Origin of the sequence: Agromyces bauzanensis (assembly GCF_014645655.1) — a bacterium.
GTDB classification, from domain to species: domain Bacteria; phylum Actinomycetota; class Actinomycetes; order Actinomycetales; family Microbacteriaceae; genus Agromyces; species Agromyces bauzanensis.
Genome location: NZ_BMMD01000031.1, coordinates 1 through 17756, shown reverse-complemented (window position 1 = coordinate 17756; position 17756 = coordinate 1). Strand labels below are relative to the sequence as shown.

Genomic DNA, 17756 nt, shown 5'->3' with positions numbered 1-17756 from the left:
GCCTCCGGCCAGCCTTGACGCCGGCTCCGGGCGCCACCAGGCGGCCGCTATCGGGGGGGAAGGATCCCCCAAAATCATGTCTCTACGGTTTCAGGGGATTGCCGCAGACCGAGGCGGCGCAGTTGAGCGAGGCCGGGCTGGTGCGGGTGGCCGACGCGCTGGCCCTGTCGCGACGCGATGCCGACGCGCTGCTGGCCCGGGTGGCCGCCGAGGTCGCCCGGCGTTCCGGGCCCGAGTTCGGAGACGTGGGGCTGGCGAGGGCGCGGGGGTCCCACAACCCGGTGCGGCTGGTCGCCGCGGCATCGGCGATCATGTTGATGCGCCGCCCCCGTGAAGGCCGCGATCGACACGCTCGTGGGCGACGCGCTTCGGCGCCGCGACCACGGCCAGGCGTCGCCGGTGGTCGACGACCCTCGCACGATCCCGCAGCAACGCTTCGCGCTCGCCGAACGCGACGGCGGCTGCGCCTCCTGCGGCCAGAGCATCGGCAACGTCGAGGCGCACCACATCCACTGGTGGGAATGCGACGCCGGCCCCACCGACCTCGAGAACGGCGTGCTCCTCTGGGTCCCTGCCACCACGCGATCCATGGCGACGGCTGGGTCATCCGCGTCGCCGACGGCAACGTGTGGCTCATCCCCCCACCCCACGTGGATCCCGACGAGCGCCCACGCCTCGGGGGGCGCGCCAGGTTCGAACTCGATCAGGCCCCCGGTGAGGCCGCGGCGTGGACGGTTGGGGCTCGCCTGATCGGTGCGCCCTTGCCGGATGGGTGCATTCCTGCGCGGGCGGCGTCGGGCGGCGACGGGGCGGCGTCGGGCGGCGACGGGGCGGCGTCAGGCGGCGAGGTGTCCCGCGGGCATCAGGAGCCCGGCCAGTTCGCGTGCCGAGAGCTCGCGACCGAAGGCGGGGTGCCCGGGCTCGAGCGCGCGCCCGTTGGCCAGGTCACCGCCGTCGACGGCGTCGAAGCCGATGTCGTCGATGATGCGGGCGATGACCGCCCGTGCCTCGGGGTCGTCGCCGACCACCGCGAGCGCGCGGCGCAGGGGCGACCCGGGGTCCATGGCGTCGTCCTCCATTTCGTGGTATCCGAGGTGGTTGAGGGACTTCACGACGCGGGCGATTGGATTGCGCGCGGCGTTGATCTCGCTCGTCGAGCGCTCGTCGGCGTCGACGTCGGCGATGTGCCCGTCGACGGGCGGCCAGTAGTTCGTCGCGTCGACGACGATGCGGCCGCCGAAGTCCGCCCAGGGCAGGGCGCCGGCCTTGCCGAACGGCACCGCGACGATGATGACGTCGGAACCCGCGACGAGGTCGTCGGGCGAGGCCACCCGGGCACCCGGCGCAACGACCGAGACGAGCAGGTCGAGCGCCGTCTGCCGCGGCGAGCCGGCCATGAGGACGTCGTAGCCGGATGCCACGAGCAGGCGGGCGAGCGCGGTGCCCACCTTCCCCGCTCCGAAGATGCCGATGGCTGGCCGATCCGTCACGTCCATGTCTCCATTCTCGCGCGCCGTACTCACTGCATGCGTCGACATCCATCCGGAACGCCCGGCGACATGGGCGCATTCCCAGCCGCGCCCGTGGTCGGTCGCGGCGACCGTGCCCGGAGGAATAGTCTCGCGGTGACGGGGGTTCCCCGGTACTGCATGCGTTCGCATGGGACGCGGAGACATGGAGCGCGGAGATGGGACAGGACATGACTGGGCGCTACGAATTCGGGCTCGACACCTTCGGGGATGTGACGGAGGGGCCCGACGGCACCCGCCTTCCGCACGCGCAGGTGCTGCGCAACGTCGTCGAGGAGGCGGAACTCGCCGACCGGCTCGGTCTCGACTTCTTCGGCATCGGTGAGCACCACCGCCACGAGTTCGCCGTGTCGGCGCCCGAGGTCGTCCTCGCCGCGATCGCCGGTCGCACGGAGCGGATCCACCTGGGTTCCGCCGTCACCGTGCTGAGTTCCGACGACCCCGTGCGCGTGTTCCAGCGGTTCGCGACCCTCGACGGGCTCTCCGGCGGCCGCGCGGAGGTCATCCTCGGCCGGGGATCGTTCATCGAGTCGTTCCCGCTCTTCGGATTCGAGCTGAGCCAGTACCAGGAGCTCTTCGAGGAGAAGCTCAACCTCTTCGCGGCGCTGCTGCCGCAGGAGCCGGTCACGTGGTCGGGCGAGCTGCGCTCCCCGCTCACCGACCAGCTCGTCTACCCGCCCGTCGAGCATGGGCGCCTGAAGACGTGGGTCGGCGTGGGCGGCAGCCCGGAGTCGGTGGTGCGCGCCGCGCACTACGGCCTCCCGCTGGTGCTCGCGATCATCGGTGGCAGCCCGGCTCGCTTCGCGCCGCTCGCCGACCTCTACCGGCGGGCGCTCGACCAGTTCGGTCACCCGCTCCAGCCCATCGCGATCCACTCGCCCGGCTTCATCGCCGACAGCGACGAGGAGGCGCTCGACACGCTCTGGCCGCACTACAAGGTGCTCATCGACCGCATCGGACGCGAGCGCGGCTGGGGTCCCGTGAGCCGCCAGCACTTCGAAGACGAGGCGGGGCCGAACGGTGCGATCTACGCCGGATCGCCCGAGACCGTCGCGCCGAAGATCGCCGCGGCGATGCGGTCGATCGGCGCGAGCCGCTTCGACCTCAAGTACTCCAACGGCACCCTGTCGCACGAGGCGCTCATGGGCAGCATCGAACGCTACGCGACCGAGGTGGTGCCGCGGGTGCGGGAGCTCCTCGCCGTGGCGGATGCCGCCGAGCCCGACGCCGTCGCCGCCGCCGACCGAGCGGATGCCGCGGCCGCCGCCGAGCACCCGGCCGACTGACCCGCCGGGCTGAACGGGCCCGTCGAGCTCACGCGGCGCCCGCCGCGCGCAGAGCCCGCCGGCGCACGATGCCGCGGAACCACGCCGCCTCGGGCAGTCGCGCGAGGAACGTGCCGGCGATGATCGTGATCAGCACGTACGCGGTCGCGAGCGGCGCGAGCGCGGGGTTCACGCCCGCGCCCACCGCGATGCCCGCGATCACGATCGAGAACTCCCCGCGCGGCACGAGGGAGAGGCCGGCGCGCCACTGACCGAGCGTGCCGACGCCCGCGCGCCGGGCGGCGTAGGCGCCGGTGACGAGCTTGGTGAGGATCGTGACCGCGGCGAGGCCCAGCGCTGCGGGGAGCATCATCACGAGTTCCGAGGAATCGGTCGTGAGCCCGAAGAAGAGGAAGAACGTCGCGGCGAAGAGATCGCGCAACGGGGTGAGCACTTGGCTCGCGTTGGTCGCGACGCGGCCCGAGAGCGCGATGCCCACGAGGAACGCGCCGACGGCGGCCGAGACGTTGACCTCCGCCGCGACCCCGGCGACGAGCATGGTGAGGCCCAGCACACCGAGCAGCAGCGGCTCGAACTCGTCGGCGGGGAACAGCCGCGACACGATGTGGCCGTGGCGCAGCGCGATGAAGAGGATGAGGCTCACGACGGCCACCGCGACGGCGACCGAGACCGCGCCCTGCACCAGGCTCACGCCGATGACGATCGCCGAGAGCACCGGCAGGTAGAACGCCATCGCGAGGTCCTCGATGACGAGCACCGCGAGGATCGCCGGGGTCTCGCGGTTCGAAAGACGCCCGAGATCGCGCAGGAGCTTGGCGATGACGCCCGACGATGAGATCCAGGTCACGCCCGCCAGGGCGACGGCCGCGACGGGTCCCCAGCCGAGCAGCAACGCGAGTGCGGCACCCGGGAGGGCGTTGAGGGCCGCGTCGATGAGGCCGGCGGTGCGAGCCGACTTCAGGCTGTCCAGGAGCTCCGAGGCCGTGTACTCGAGCCCGAGCAGCGCGAGGAGCAGGATGACGCCGATCTCGGAGGCGGTCTGGAGGAACTCCTCACTCGCCGCGAGCGGCACGAAGCCGCCCTCGCCGAAGGCCAACCCGAGGAGGAGGTAGAACGGGATCGGCGAGATGCCGATCAGGAGCGCCACGCGCCCGAGGAGGCTCATGCCGAGGAGCAGCGCGCCGACTTCGATCAGGAGCAGCGTGGTCTCGTGCACGACGACCCCTCAGTCGGGGCCGTTGGCGAGCAGGCGGGCTACCCCGTCGAGTCCTTCACGGGTGCCGACGACGACGAGGACGTCGCCCGCGCGCAGCATCTCCGCCGGGGTCGGCGAGGGGATGATCGCCGCGTCGCGAACGATCGCCACGATCGACGCGTGCGTGCGCGTGCGAGCCTTCGTGTCGCCGAGTCGGTGATTCAGGTAGGGCGAATCCGTCGGCAGTGCGATCTGCTCGGTGTACAGACCTGCGGTCTCGTCGCTGAGGCTCGTGAGCCGGCTGAGCATGACGGATGTCCCGAGCACATCGGCGAGCGCGGCGGCCTCGTCGTCGTTCAGCGGAATGGAGTCGCGGCAGGCGTCGGGATCGTCGACGTCGAAGACGCCGAGGTCGCGTTCGCCGTCCCGGTGCGAGACGACACTGATCCGTCGGCCGCCCTCGGTGACGAGATCGTGGCGAACGCCGATCCCGGGCAGATCGACCTTCTCGATTCTGATACCCACGCCCGCTATCGTAGCCCCGTCGTCGGGTGCCGCCGGCACCTGCGGGTCAGTGTCGGGGACGGGCCTCGGTCGTCATCTCGAGCACGGGGGTGCCTGCGTCGTCGAGGAGCGCGAACGACGGGAGCACGGCCGACAGCTCCGCGAGCGAGCCGAGGTGCGTGCCCCCGCATGGGATGCGCGCAGTGCCCTCGGGCAGCTCGCACACCCACGAGCGGCGATCGGTCAGGCCGTCCCCGTCTGACTCGACACGCACGGGCGCTCCCGAGGCGATCCAGCGATCGAGCTGGTCGATCACCGCGCGATGATCGATCGCGGAGGCGTCGACCGCGAGCGACGCGGTGTCGAAGCCCGAGCGTCTCAGCGACTTGTTGAGGCGGTATCGGTCCACCGACCCGTTCGCCGTGATGCGCGACGTGTCGATCGCGATGCCGTCGAAGTCGGGGCTGCCGAGTGCGTCCTCGCGTGCGGGCTTGGACCAGCGGTCGGCGAGCACCCGGTTCAGTGCGAGGGACGCGAGGTGGCACGCCGTGTGCCCCGCCGAGAGGGCACGCCTCATCGCGGCATCCGCTTCGATCTCCACCTCATCGCCCTCGGCGATGTCGGCGTCGGCGTCGATCAGGTGCGCGACGACGAACGCCCAGCCCTCGGTGCCCTTGCGCACCGGGATGTCGGAGCCGAGGTGCAGCGACTCGCCGTCGGTCGCGGCGACGACGGCATCGCGGACGACGTGCTCGACGCCGCGGACACGGAGGGTGCCGGTGTCGGCGGGCTGGTCGGGCCACGACGCGTCCACCGGATGGAAGCTCGTGGCCTCCGTGATCACGGCGTTGCGGCCGTTACCGGTCGCAGCGACGTGCAGCACGCGCGTCGATGCGACGAGTGCGCCGTCGGGGTAGGTGACGCGGGTGTCCTGCGAGGGCAGTGGCATCCGGTCAGACGCCGTCGGAGCGGCCGAGGATGTTCACTGGGATCGCGACGGCGACGGACGCGCACAGGATGGCGACGAAGAACAGGATGGCTTCGAAGCCCACCACCCCGGGGGCGATGCTCATGAGCCACAGGCTGAACGTGAAGATGCCCATGGCGACGAGGAATGCGACGACGTTCACAACGACCTCCAGAATGCGGTGCGGCGATCGCCGCCCGCGCCAGTCTACCGGCCGCGCGACGGCCGTCGCGTCAACGCCCGGCTCACCCCTCGGCGGGTCCGAGCCACGCGGTCGCGACGGTCGAGTGGGCCGACTCGTCGTCGGAGGGGTGGAAGATCCCCGCGAGCACGTCGCGGTAGAGACGACCCAGTTCGGAGCCGGCGAAGTAGCTCGAACCGCCCGCCACGCGCACGGCCTGGTCGACCACCTGCTTGGCGGTCTCGGTTGCCCGAACCTTCACGCCCACGAGCTTCGCGAACCACAGTCCGCCGTGGTCGACGAGGTCGTCGAGGTCGCGGGCGACCGCCACGAGCTGGGGTTCCAATGCGTCCTGTGCGAGTGCGGCGTCGGCCACCCGCCAGCGGATGTCGGGATCCTGCGCGAGCGTGCGGCCGTCGTGATTCATCGACGTCCGGCGGTGCGCGGCGGCGACCGCGAGGTCGAGGGCGCGTGCGCCGATGCCGGCGTAGACCGAGGCGAGCAGCAGCTCGAAGCTCGCGAAGATGCCGAAGGTGAACGGATCGGCATTCGGGCCGGGATCGAGTCGGCGCACGATGCGGTCGGGTGCCGCGAACCCGCCGTCGAGCACCGTCGTGCGGCTCTGGCTGGCGCGCATGCCCATGGTGTCCCAGTCGTCGAGCGTGCGCACGTCGGGATCCTCGCGGTCGATGAACCCGTACACGATCTTCGGCGCGTCCGGCGAGGTGGCGTCGAGGCCCATCGTGCCGAGCCGCGTCCACGCTGGCGCGAGCGAGGTGAAGATCTTCCGGCCGGTGTAGCGGTAGCCGCCGCCCGGCTGCGGTTCGGCCTTCGTGCGAGAGCCGAACAGCATGAGGTCGTTGCCGGCTTCACTGATGCCGAAGCCGAAGATCTCGCCCGTGCCAGCCTCGCGGAGCACGAACTCGAGCGTGTCGTCGCCGCGATCGCGCAGGATCTTGGCGACGCCCGTCCACACGAGGTGCATGTTCACCGCGAGCGCCGTGGCGGGCGCGGCGCCCGCGAGCCGCATCTGCGCCCTGACCGCCTCATCGAAGCCCCAGCCGAGCCCGCCGAGCTCCTCAGGCACGAGGGCCCGCAGGTAGCCCGCCTCGCGGAGCTCGGCGAGGTCCTCGGTGAAGAAGGTGTTCTCACGGTCGTAGCCGGCCGCGCGCTCGCGGAGCCGTTCCAGGAGGTCGTCGTGCAGCAGGGTTCGATGCGTCGAGCTCACGACGCCAGACTACGCCCGCGACACGTCGCTCCGGGATGCCTCGGGCGTCGTCGTCTCAGCGGTCGGGGCATCCGTTCGATGCCGACGTCCGCGTGTCGCGACGACGACGACGGCAACGATGAGGGCGGCGGCGGCGAGCAGGACGCCGACCCAGGGCAGGAGGACGCCGACCGCGATGCCGAGCCACTTCGCGAAGTCGACGAGCGCGTTCCAGCCCGCGACGAGGCCGCTCCAGAAGTCGTCGGGCGCCGGGTCGGGCACGACCTCCTCGGTGACCAGTTCGACGGTCAGCGTCGAGTAGTCCACCTGGTCGACGAGCCAGTCGCGCTGCTGCGTGAGGCTGTCGAGCTCGGCCTGTCGGGTGGTGAGCTCCGACTCGATGGCGATGAGATCGGTGATCGAGGTCGCCGTGGCGAGCAGCTCGCGCAAGCGGTCGACCGAGGCGCTCAGTGCGTCGATGCGAGCGTCGAGGTCCTGGCGCTGCTGCGTGACATCCGACGCGTTCATGGACACGGAATTGACCGTGCCGAGCTCGCGCAGCTCGTCGACGACGCCGTCGAGCTCGTCGGAGGGGATCCGAAGGGTGAGCGACGCGCTCGCCGGCTGCGTGTCGGTGCCGGGTGTCTCACTTCGATTGTCGACCCGGCCGCCCGCGCGTTCGGTGAGCTCGGCGACGTCCTCGGCGTTCGCGATCGGGTCGTCGACCGTGATGGAGACCCATCCCGTCGTGATGACGCTGCGGTCGGTGAGCTGCGAGTCCGCCGAGTCGTCCACGGCCTCCTGCGCCGCCTCGCCGTCGAGCCCGGGTTCGGGGGCGACCCCGCCCGAGGGGGCCTCGACCGCGGGCACGCCGGAGTCCGAGGAGCCGCCGGCGGTGCAGCCGGCGAAGAGCAGTGCGATCATCGCGGCGGCCGCCGCCGCGGGTGCGAGTCGTCTCATGCGCTCACTGTATTGCGGCGCGTGAATCCGTTGTCTGGTGCTCGGCTGGGAGTCCGGTCACGATCGGATTGCGCTTTGCTGTGAGTCGCCGAGCGGCCCCAACGAAGCGTGGGCGCCGCTCGTCCGGTCAGTCGAGATCGGGGTCGCGGCCCGTGCGTTCGCCCGTCTCCAGCGACGCGATCGCCGCGAGGTCGTCGGCATCGAGCGCGAAGTCGAAGACGTCGAGGTTCTCGCGCAGGCGCTCGGGCGACGACGCCTTCGGTATCACGATGTTGCCGAACTCGACATGCCATCGCAGCACGATCTGCGCGGGTGTGCGGCCGTGCTTGTCGGCGAGGTCGTCGAGGAGCGGCGTGCCGAGGATCCGGCCGCGCGCGAGCGGCGACCATGCTTCGGTGCGGATGTCGTGGCGCTCGTCGAACTCGCGCAGTTCCGTCTGCGGGAGCCACGGGTGCAGTTCGACCTGGTTGACGACGGGCGTCACGCCGGTCTCGGCGACGATCCGCTCGATGTGATGCGCGTGGAAGTTCGCCACGCCGATCGAGCGCACCCGGCCCTCCTGCTGCAGGCGGATGAGCGCGCGCCAGGTGTCGACGTAGCGGTCGGTCGACGGGACCGGCCAGTGGATGAGGTACAGGTCGAGCCGGTCGAGGGCGAGGAGCGCCATCGACCGCTCGAAGGCGCGCAGCGTGGTGTCGTAGCCGTTGTCGTCCTTCCACACCTTGCTCGTGACGAAGAGCTCCTCACGCGGCACGGGGGCGTCGCGCACCGCCTCGCCGACGGCCTCCTCGTTGCCGTAGAACGCCGCCGTGTCGAGGTGGCGGTATCCGATGTCGATGGCGTCGCGGCACAGGCGCGCGGTGTCGGAAGGCGGAACCCTGTAGAGCCCGTAGCCGAGCTGCGGGATGGTGGCGCCGTCTTCGAGCGACAGGCGGGGTGCGGGCGTGATCGGCTGCGACATCCGTCGGCTCCTTCTCAACTGGGTTGCAGCGGCACCGGTTCGGTGTCGGGGATCGGGCTCGCGTCACGGCCCCTGAGGTCGGGATGCCAGCGCCGGCCGAGCGCGGACACGACGAACCCCACGAACGCGAGACCCGTCGCGGCCCAGAACGCACCCTGCGCCCCGTAGCCGTCGATGAGGAACCCGGCGAGTGCCGACCCGAGCGCCGCGCCGATGAGCTGGCCGGTGCCGACCCACCCGTACGCCTCCGCGGTGTCGGAGAACTTCACGCTCGCCGAGACGATGGCGAACAGCACGGCGAGCACGGGGGCGATGCCGATGCCCGCGATGAACAGCGTCGCCGAGAGCCACCAGAAGTCCATCACGAACGCCGCCAGGGCGGTGCCGGCGAAGACGATGAACATGCGGCGCGCGGTCGCCCATGGCCCGATCGGCACGTGGCCGAGGAACAGGCCGCCCGCGAGGCTGCCGATGGAGAAGATCGCGAGCACGATGCCCGCCTGCGCGCCGTCGTGACCGAAGACCGCGACGACGCCGGCTTCGATCGCCGCGGCGGCGCCGATGAGCAGGAAACCGACGATCGTCGCGAGCATGACGGGCGGGCGGGCGAGGACCGCCCCGAATCTCCGCTTGGAACGGGGGATGCGGACGCGCCCGAGTTCGGGCGACGAGATGAACCAGATCCCGCCGATCACCATGAGGGCCGCCGCGAGCAGGATGCCCCACACGGTGCCGATCTGGGTCGACACGAACGCCGTCACGACCGGGCCGACGACCCAGATGATCTCCTGCGCCGAGGCGTCGAGCGAGAAGAGCGGGGTCAGCTGCCGCGAGTTCACCATCTTGGGGTAGATGGTTCGCACCGCGGGCTGCACGGGCGGAGTCGCCAGGCCGGCGACGAGCCCGATCGCCATGTACAGCGGCACCGTGAGCGGGAGCACGCCGATCGCGACGACGGACGTCACGCAGACGACGAGCGTCGTGATGAGCACGGGCCGCATGCCCCATCGCCCCATGAACCGGCTCGTGAGGGGTCCGGCCACGGCCTGTCCGATCGACGTGGCGGCCAGCACGAGACCCGCGGCGCCGTAGGAGCCCGTCTGGCGCTCGATGTGCAGCAGGAACGCCAGCGAGAGCATGCCAGACGGGAACCGTGCCGTCAGCTGGGCGGCGAGGATACGAGCGACGCCCGAGGTTCTGAGGAGATCGGAGTAGCTGCCCACGGTGAATCCACTCTATCGACCGGCGGTCGCGCGGAGACGTAGACATCACTCTAGACATATATAAAACCGTACTGATATAGTGCCCGGTATGCACGCATTCGATGTGCTCGGGGATCCGGTGCGGCGCCGGATCCTCGACCTGCTGTCGGGCGGCGAGGCGAGCGCCGGCGAGGTCGTCGAGGCCGTGGGCGGCGAGTTCAGCATCACGCAGCCCGCCGTCTCGCGGCAGCTCCGCATCCTCCGCGAGAGCGGTTTCGCGACGGTCCGAGCCGAGGGTGCCCGCCGTCTCTACTCGATCGACCCCGGCGGGCTCGAGGAGGCCGACCGCCAACTGGAGCGGTACCGCTCGACCTGGACCGCGGGGCTCGCTGCGTTGCACACGGAGGTGGCGCGAGGCAAGCGGGAGCGCCGCCGCACCGATTCCGAACCCACGAAGGAGTGACCATGACCATCCACGAGGGCCGCGTATCCTCGGCGCCGAGCGGCACCGGATTCCTGCTGGAGTTCGACGAGCTCTACGACACCCATCCCGAGGACCTCTGGGAGGCGGTGACCGCGCCCGAGCGCCTCGCTCGTTGGATGGTCCCGTACCGAGGCGATTTCCGGCTCGGCGGCCGCTGGGAGGCCATCGGCTCCGACGGCGGCGTCTACTGCGTCGGGGAGATCACGTCGTGCGATCCGCCGAACGGATTCAGCACGTCGTGGCAGGTGCAGGGCGAGCCGCGCTCCGAGCTGACCGTGCGACTGCGGGCCGAGGGTCGTCGCACGAGGCTCAGCCTTCGGCACGAGGGTGTCACCGACGTCGACTACGGCGCCGGATGGCACGCCTACCTGGAGGCGCTCTCCGCGCACCTCGCCGACCCGTCGGGTGACCACGCCGAGGGCGAGGCGTGGCAGCGCCGGTTCGCCGAGATGGCCCCGACGTACGCGTTGCGATTCGACGCCGCGCGGCACTGAGGGGCTCCGAAACCGAGCCGGCCCCTCGCACCGGGTGCGAGAGGCCGACCCGTTGGGCACCCCGTCAGCGCATGAAGTGGGAGCCGAGCCGGTCCCCGACCTTCTCCGTTGCGACCGGCGATCCCTTCGCCGTGCCGTTCACCGATGAGGTCGACATCGCGTACGTCAGGATGGCGTGCGCGACGGCATCCGACATCTCGTCGAGTGCCACGGTGTTGATGTTGGTGATCACGCCGTTGAACTCCAGCGCGCCCGAGTAGGCCGTGTTCAGCGCCTCGTAGAGGTCCGCGTCGGCTCCGTCGGCGATCGGGTCCATGCTGTCGCACGCCTGGTGGTAGCACGGGTCGTACGACACCGGCTCACCCGCGAAGTTCGCGAGCCCGCCGTAGAGCGGGACCTGCTCCTCGGTCTTCGCGCCCTCTGCACCGGTGAACAGGCCGCCGGCCGGGATGCCCGCGGTGATGAACGCGTCGTAGTCCGAGCGTCCGTCGAACGCGGTCGGCTCCGAGGCGAGACCCTGCGAGGCGAAGTAGTCCTCGAAGGTCCGCTCGATGTTGGCGCTGCCGCTCGGGCCCTTGATGCCGAACGCGCCGCCGTCGCCGTCGTAGACGAACCGGGCGTAGTTCGGCGAGCCGATCATGTCGAAGTTGAGGTACAGTTCGACGTCCTTCGCCTGGCTCTTGGTGAGCGAGTCGACGTAGAACTGCGACCCGACGAGGCCGGCCTCCTCGGCGCCCCACCATGCGAAGCGGACGGTGTTGCGCGGCTCGATGCCGAGGTCCGCCATCTGGAGCGCGGTCTCGAGCAGGGTCGCCGACCCGGTTCCGTTGTCCTCGATCCCGGGGCCGTCGGGCACGGAGTCGAGGTGCGCGCCCGCCATGACCACGCGGTCGTCACGCCCGGTCGGGGTCTCGGCGATGAGGTTGGCGGTCGGCACGTCGAGCTCGATCAGCGTGTCGGTCTTCAGGTGGATGACCACCTCGCCCTGCGCGAGGAGGGAAGCCAGCTCGTCGCCGATCTCGAACGAGGTGCCGATCACGGGGATCGGGTCGCTGAACTGGTCGCCGAGGGTGGCTGCCAGCGTCTCCGTGCGGCCCTCCTGTCCCTCGTTGAAGATGATCACGCCGACGGCGCCGGCCACGAAGGCGTTGTGGGCCTTCACGGAGAAGTCGCAGGTACCGCGCTGCACCAGCGCGATGTTGCCTGCGTCGAAGTCGGCGAAGTCGAGCTCCTCACAGCCGCTGTTCGACGTGCTCGCCGTCGGGCCGGGAGGAAGCACGAGGTCCACGGCCTCCAACGGCGCGGTGACGTCGCCGCTGCCGGAGTACTCCGCGGTGAAGAAGTCGGTCCCCTCGACGTACGGGACGGGGTCGGGCGAGACGCGGTCGAACTCCGCCGGCGACAGTTCGCGGAACGAGTTGAACAGGAAGTCCTGCTTGGTCACCTCGTACCCGGCGGCCTCGAGTTGCAACTGGATGTAGTCGATCGACTCGGCGTAACCGGTGGTGCCGCTGGCGCGCGTGTCGCCGTTGGTGTCGGCGATCTCCTGCAACACGGCCAGATGATCCATGATCGCGTCTGCGGAGACGGCGTCTCGCAACCCGCTCGTATCGGTGGGCACTGCGGCATAGGCTGCGGTGCCGGTCAAGGCGATCAGCGCGGTGGCTGCCGCGACCCCGAACCCGACTCTCTGGTTTCTCTTCACGATCTCTCCCTGCGACTCTGCAGAACCGGGGGATGTGTCGCCCAACGATCTGGTCGAGACGGGACGACACCACCGGACTTGTCCACCCTTGCTTGCGCTTCCGCTCAGGTCAAGGGGTTCCGTTGCAGCTCACGAATCGATATGGAGTCGCTGTCGACCGGCTCCCTCGCCTCAGCTCGCGAGCGCCTTCGCGATCCGCTGGGGCGACACGGTCTCGGCCGTGCGGAGCTCCTGGGCGAAGAGGCCCACCCGAAGCTCCTCGAGCATCCAGCGCACGCGAACGAGCTGCTCGGGGGCTTCGGGATCGATCGGGATGCGCCCGCCTGCGGCCTCGAACGCGGCGATCGAGGGCTCGAGCTGGTTCATCGCCTGACGGTCGCGACCCGGGTTCTCGACGAGCTTGCGCACGCGAACGATGATCGCCTCCAGGTAGCGCGGCAGGTGTCGCAGCCGTTCGAGTCCGGTCGCCGAGACGAACCCGTTGGGTACGAGCGCCTCGAGCTGCGTTCGCACGTCACCGAGGGCCGCCATGAGGTGGACGGTCGATGCGCTGGTGATCGCACGGTCGGCCTCGCGGGCGGTGCGCAGGATGCGTGCGACGAGCGCGACGGCCTCGAACATCCGCTCCACGACGCTCGCCGCGATCGCATCGCGCACGGCCTCGAACTCCGCCCGCCTGCGCACGAGGCCGTCGGGATGCCGGGAGCGCAGCTCGACGTCGACGCACGCCACGAGGCAGTCGTCGAGCAGCGACCGGGTGCCGGGATACGCGCTCGCCGCGAGCGAGAGCTTCTCCTCGTTCGACAGGTGCTCCTGCACGTAGGCGACGGGCGTCGGCGTGGCGAGCACGAGCAGGCGACGGATGCCGCGACGCGACGCCCGGTCGCGTTCCTCCGCCGTGGCGACGAGGCGCAGCGCCACCGACGACTTCTCGTCGACGAGAGCGGGGTACGCGCGGATCACGTTGCCCGCCTGGCGCGTGTCGAGGTGCGCGGGCAGCTCGTCCCACTCCCACGCGGTGATGCCGGTCCGTTCGGCCAGGGCGGGCGAAGGAGGGACGTTCGCTGAGCCTGTCGAGGCGGCGGGCCCTTCGACAGGCTCAGGGCCCGAGGCGCGTGCCCTCGCAGACACCGCCTTCGCCACGGCCTCGCGGGTGCGGTCGGCGAGGCGTTCCTGCAGTTCGCGGAGGTCCTTCGACGAGCCGAGGGCGCGACCGCGTTCGTCGACGGCGCGGAACGTGACGCGCAGGTGTGGAGGCACCCGGTCGAGCTCGAAGTCCGACGGGTCGACGGGAGCGAAGGTGAGCCGGCGGATCGCCTGGCCCACCGCCGCGATGAGCGGCTCCCGCGCCTCGCCCGCCTCAGGACCGGCCGACAGTTCGGCGGCGATCTTCGCCGCCCACTCCGCCGCGGGCACGACCTGGCGCCGCAGTACCTTCGGGAGCGTGCGGAGCATGGCCTGGATGAGCTCGTCGCGCAGGCCCGGCACCTGCCAGTCGAACCCGGTCGGCTCGAGGCGGGGCAGCAACACGAGCGGGACGACCACCGTCACTCCGTCGTCGTCGGCGCCCGGCTCGAAGCGGTACGACAGCGAGAGCGTCTGGTCGCCCTGCCGCCATCGATCGGGGAAGCCGGCGCCGCGATCCGGCTCGGCGTCTTCGCCGAGTAGATCGGAGGCGGTCATGGTGAGCAGGTCCGGCCGGGTGCGATGCTCGCCCCGCCACCAGCGTTCGAACGCGCGCGTGTCCGCGACATCCGCCGGCACCTTCGCCTCGTAGAAGGCGACGACGGCCTCGTCGCCCGCGAGGATGTCGCGTCGGCGGGTGCGCTCCTCGACCTCGCCGAGCTCACGGCGCAGCTCGTGATTCGCCCGGAGGAACCGGAAGAGCCGTTTGTCGAGTCTCGTCGTGTCCCAGTCCTCCTCGACGAGGGCGTGCCGGATGAAGAGCTTGCGAGCGAGCGCCGCGTCGACGCGGGAGAACTGGATTCGGCGCTTCGCCACGATGGGCACGCCGAACAGCGTGACCTTCTCGTCGGCGACCGCGGCGCCCTGCCGGCGTTCCCACCGGGGTTCGCTGAACGTGCGCTTGGCGAGCGGGCCCGCGAGCGGTTCGGCCCAGGCGGGGTCGATCGCGGCGTTCACGCGGGCGAAGAGCCGGCTCGTCTCGACGAGCTCGGCGCTCATGAGGGCGCTCGGCGGTCGCTTCGCGAGCGCGGAGCCCGGGAAGACCACGAATCGGGAGTTGCGGGCGCCGACGAACTCCGCCTGCTGGCGGCGGCCCTTCCGCTCGGACTCGCGCGCTGCGCCCGCGCCGCCGCGGCCGGTCGACGTCTTCGAATCGTCGCGCAGCCCGATCTGGGAGAGGAGCCCCGCGAGCAGCGCCCGGTGGATGCCGTCGGCGTTGGGTGCGCCCGCCGTCGTCGCGACGTGCAGTCCAAGCGGTGCCGCGAGCCGCGCCAGCTGGCGGTAGAGGTCCTGCCACTCGCGCACGCGCAGGTAGTTGAGGAACTCGGCCTTGCACATCCGCCGGAACGCGCTGCCCGAGAGCTCGCGCTGCTTCTCCTCGAGGTGGTTCCAGAGGTTCAGCAGGGTGAGGAAGTCGCTCGTCGGGTCGACGAAGCGCGCGTGGAAGCCGTCGGCCTGCTCGCGCTTGTCGAGCGGCCGCTCGCGCGGATCCTGGATCGTGAGGCCCGCGACGATCGCGAGCACCTCGCGGGAGACGCCCTGCGTCTTCGACTCGAGCACCATGCGCGCGAATCGCGGCTCGATCGGCAGGCGCGCGAGCTGCCGGCCGACCCGCGTGAGCCGCGGCCCGTCACCCGACGTGAGCTCCTCCATCGCCCCGAGCTCGCGTAGCAGTTGGAGGCCGTCGCGGATGCCGCGGCTGTCGGGCGGCGTCAGGAACGGGAACTCCTCGATCTCGCCGAGGCCGAGCGAGGCCATCTGCAGGATGACGGCCGCTAGGTTCGTACGCAGGATCTCGGGATCCGTGTATGCGGGCCGACGCTCGAAGTCCTCCTCGGAGTAGAGGCGGATCGCGATGCCGTCGCTCGTGCGGCCCGACCGGCCCGAGCGCTGGCTCGCCGAGGCCTGCGAGATCGGCTCGATCGGCAGGCGCTGCACATTCGAGCGCACCGAGTACCGGCTGATACGCGCGGTGCCCGCGTCGACGACGTACCGGATGCCGGGCACCGTGAGGCTCGTCTCCGCGACGTTGGTCGCGAGCACGACCCTGCGTCGCAGGCCCGCGACCCTCGACGGCTCGAAGACCTTGTGCTGATCGGCCGATGACAGTCGCCCGTAGAGCGGCAGCACCTCCGTCTCGCCGCCTCGTCTGCCCCAGTAGTGGGCGCGCACCGCGGCTTCGGCATCGCGGATCTCGCTCTCGCCCGAGAGGAACACGAGGACGTCGCCGGATGACTCGCGCTCGAGTTCGTCGAGGGCCTCGAGGATGCCGCGCTGCACGTCCTTGTCTTCGGCCGCCGCGCCCTCGTCGTCGGCGTCCTCGCCGGCGCCGCCCGACGACTCGGCGACCAGCGGACGGTAGCGCACCTCGACGGGGTACGTGCGCCCCGACACCTCGATGACGGGAGCGGGCGTCCCAGTGCCATCCGCGAAGTGCCGCGCGAAGCTCTCGGGATCGATCGTCGCGCTCGTGACGATGACCCCGAGGTCGGGGCGGCGAGGGAGCAGGCGCTTCAGGTACCCGAGCAGGAAGTCGATGTTGAGGCTGCGTTCGTGGGCCTCGTCGATGATGATCGTGTCGTAGCGGCGAAGCTCGCGGTCGCGGTGGATCTCGTTGAGCAGGATGCCGTCGGTCATCACCTTGATGCGCGTCGAATCGCTCACCCGGTCGGTGAAGCGCACCTGGTAGCCGACGAGCCCCCCGAGGTCGACGCCGAGCTCGTCGCTGATGCGCTCGGCGATGGTGCGCGCGGCGATGCGACGCGGTTGCGTATGCGCGATCGATTCGCGACCGAGCTCGAGGCAGATCTTCGGCAGCTGCGTCGTCTTGCCCGAGCCGGTCGCGCCGGCCACGATCACGACCTGGTGGTCGCGGAGGGCGCGCGCGATCTCCTCGCGCTGCGCGGAGACCGGCAGCTCTGGGGGATAGGTGATGGCGGGAAGCACAGCCCTCCATCCTACGACCGCGCCTCGGCTCAGGCGGTCGCGCCGGATGGCACGTGGTGATTGCGGGCCTTCGAGCAGATGCAGGAGTCGGGCCGCAATCGCTCGATCGGGGTCCCGGACTTCCTCGTCCCGCACCTCGAGCGACTGCTCGCCGAGACCCGCACCGTGTCCGCCGTCGACCAGATCGAGCTGCACCCGTACCACCGGCAGCCCGCGACCGTGGCGTTCGCCGAGGAGCACGGCATCTCGATCGAGGCCTGGGGACCGCTCGGCCAGGGCAAGTACCCGCTCCTGGAGCTGCACGAGGTGACGGATGCCGCTGCCGCCCACGGTGTGACGCCGGCCACCCCGACGACGTCGATTGAGCGAGGAATCCCGTGATCATCAGGAGCTCGACCACACGTGCGGGGCACAGCCCGACGTGCGACACGCCCGGGCTGCGAGCCTGATTTGGACCCGCCAGGAGGTCCGCGTAAATTCTTACTCATCGCCACGGCGGTGCGGGAAGCGGCTGGATCTTGAAGACGCAGCGCGGCCCGGCCGAGACGGCGGGCATCTTAGCCAGATAACCTCGAAGGCGCATTGCGACTCGGTGATTTCAAGCCTAAGATGAAGTTCCACTTCCTCACGGAGCGTGACGTTCGCGTTGCGACTCCGGGCCGTTCATCGGCTGCTGGTTCCGCCTTGTGTTCTGGAGCCTGTAGGTGGCGTGGTATCATGGATAGGTTGCCCTGAAGGCAGGCCGCGAGGCTGAAATTCGGGTGCGTCCGTTTCTTGAGAACTCAATAGCGTGCACTATGTTCAATGCCAATTTTTGTATCCTGTGTTCTTTGCCCTTTTGGGGTGGGGGGATGGGTTTTTTTGGATTGATGGACAGTCAGCAGTTTTGATTGTTTTTCAGCCTGAGATCAGATTTGCCTGATGCCTTTCGGGGTTGTTGGGTGCCAAGT

Annotated in this window: 15 protein-coding genes; 4 read left to right on the top strand and 11 right to left on the bottom strand. The window is 70.4% G+C overall.

Annotation, left to right across the window (positions count from 1 at the left end):
- Positions 1-836 precede the first annotated feature (836 nt).
- Positions 837-1496: an NADPH-dependent F420 reductase gene (locus tag IEX31_RS17305; protein ID WP_188744645.1), complete on the bottom strand. Its 660-nt coding sequence runs from the start codon at positions 1494-1496 to the stop codon at positions 837-839.
- A 203-nt stretch (positions 1497-1699) separates the two neighbouring features.
- Between IEX31_RS17305 and IEX31_RS17300 the strand changes: the two genes are divergently transcribed.
- Positions 1700-2815, top strand: a complete 1116-nt coding sequence (locus IEX31_RS17300; protein WP_188744648.1) for an LLM class flavin-dependent oxidoreductase — start codon at positions 1700-1702, stop codon at positions 2813-2815.
- A gap of 28 nt (positions 2816-2843) precedes the next feature.
- On the opposite strand, the gene IEX31_RS17295 is transcribed toward IEX31_RS17300, so the two are convergent.
- From IEX31_RS17295 to IEX31_RS17260, 8 genes are all read right to left on the bottom strand, one after another.
- Positions 2844-4031: a cation:proton antiporter gene (locus tag IEX31_RS17295; RefSeq protein ID WP_188744644.1), complete on the bottom strand. Its 1188-nt coding sequence runs from the start codon at positions 4029-4031 to the stop codon at positions 2844-2846.
- A gap of 9 nt (positions 4032-4040) precedes the next feature.
- Complete coding sequence (locus IEX31_RS17290; protein ID WP_188744643.1) at positions 4041-4535, bottom strand: cation:proton antiporter regulatory subunit; 495 nt, start codon at positions 4533-4535, stop codon at positions 4041-4043.
- Between the two features lie 46 nt (positions 4536-4581).
- Positions 4582-5463, bottom strand: a complete 882-nt coding sequence (locus IEX31_RS17285) for an alanyl-tRNA editing protein (RefSeq protein ID WP_188744642.1) — start codon at positions 5461-5463, stop codon at positions 4582-4584.
- A gap of 4 nt (positions 5464-5467) precedes the next feature.
- Positions 5468-5644 carry a hypothetical protein gene (locus IEX31_RS17280; protein WP_188744641.1) on the bottom strand — a complete coding sequence of 59 codons (177 nt, stop codon included), beginning with the start codon at positions 5642-5644 and terminating at the stop codon, positions 5468-5470.
- A gap of 82 nt (positions 5645-5726) precedes the next feature.
- A complete protein-coding gene (locus IEX31_RS17275) occupies positions 5727-6890 on the bottom strand; it encodes an acyl-CoA dehydrogenase family protein (protein WP_188744640.1) in 1164 nt (387 codons plus the stop codon).
- A 9-nt stretch (positions 6891-6899) separates the two neighbouring features.
- The gene (locus tag IEX31_RS17270) at positions 6900-7829 is read right to left on the bottom strand and encodes a DUF4349 domain-containing protein (protein ID WP_188744639.1); all 930 of its coding nucleotides are present in this window, start codon (positions 7827-7829) and stop codon (positions 6900-6902) included.
- A 127-nt stretch (positions 7830-7956) separates the two neighbouring features.
- On the bottom strand, positions 7957-8790 hold the full coding sequence (locus IEX31_RS17265; RefSeq protein WP_229662466.1) for an aldo/keto reductase: 834 nt from the start codon (positions 8788-8790) through the stop codon (positions 7957-7959).
- 14 nt (positions 8791-8804) lie between these two features.
- Positions 8805-10013 (bottom strand): MFS transporter, encoded by a 1209-nt coding sequence (locus IEX31_RS17260; protein ID WP_188744638.1) that lies wholly within the window; start codon positions 10011-10013, stop codon positions 8805-8807.
- A gap of 88 nt (positions 10014-10101) precedes the next feature.
- On the opposite strand from IEX31_RS17260, the gene IEX31_RS17255 reads away from it, so the two are divergent.
- Entirely contained in the window at positions 10102-10455 is a 354-nt protein-coding gene (locus IEX31_RS17255) for an ArsR/SmtB family transcription factor (RefSeq protein ID WP_188744637.1), read from the top strand.
- A gap of 2 nt (positions 10456-10457) precedes the next feature.
- Positions 10458-10970, top strand: a complete 513-nt coding sequence (locus IEX31_RS17250) for an SRPBCC domain-containing protein (protein WP_188744636.1) — start codon at positions 10458-10460, stop codon at positions 10968-10970.
- Positions 10971-11034: 64 nt separating this feature from the next.
- Here the strand turns inward: IEX31_RS17250 and IEX31_RS17245 are convergent, their stop codons facing one another.
- Positions 11035-12675 (bottom strand): M20/M25/M40 family metallo-hydrolase, encoded by a 1641-nt coding sequence (locus tag IEX31_RS17245; protein ID WP_188744635.1) that lies wholly within the window; start codon positions 12673-12675, stop codon positions 11035-11037.
- 171 nt (positions 12676-12846) lie between these two features.
- Positions 12847-16806 (bottom strand): ATP-dependent RNA helicase HrpA, encoded by a 3960-nt coding sequence (hrpA, locus tag IEX31_RS17240; protein ID WP_229662465.1) that lies wholly within the window; start codon positions 16804-16806, stop codon positions 12847-12849.
- 60 nt (positions 16807-16866) lie between these two features.
- Between hrpA and IEX31_RS17235 the strand changes: the two genes are divergently transcribed.
- Positions 16867-17187, top strand: coding sequence for an aldo/keto reductase (locus IEX31_RS17235; RefSeq protein WP_229662464.1), 321 nt, complete (start codon positions 16867-16869; stop codon positions 17185-17187).
- The last annotated feature ends 569 nt before the right edge of the window (positions 17188-17756 follow it).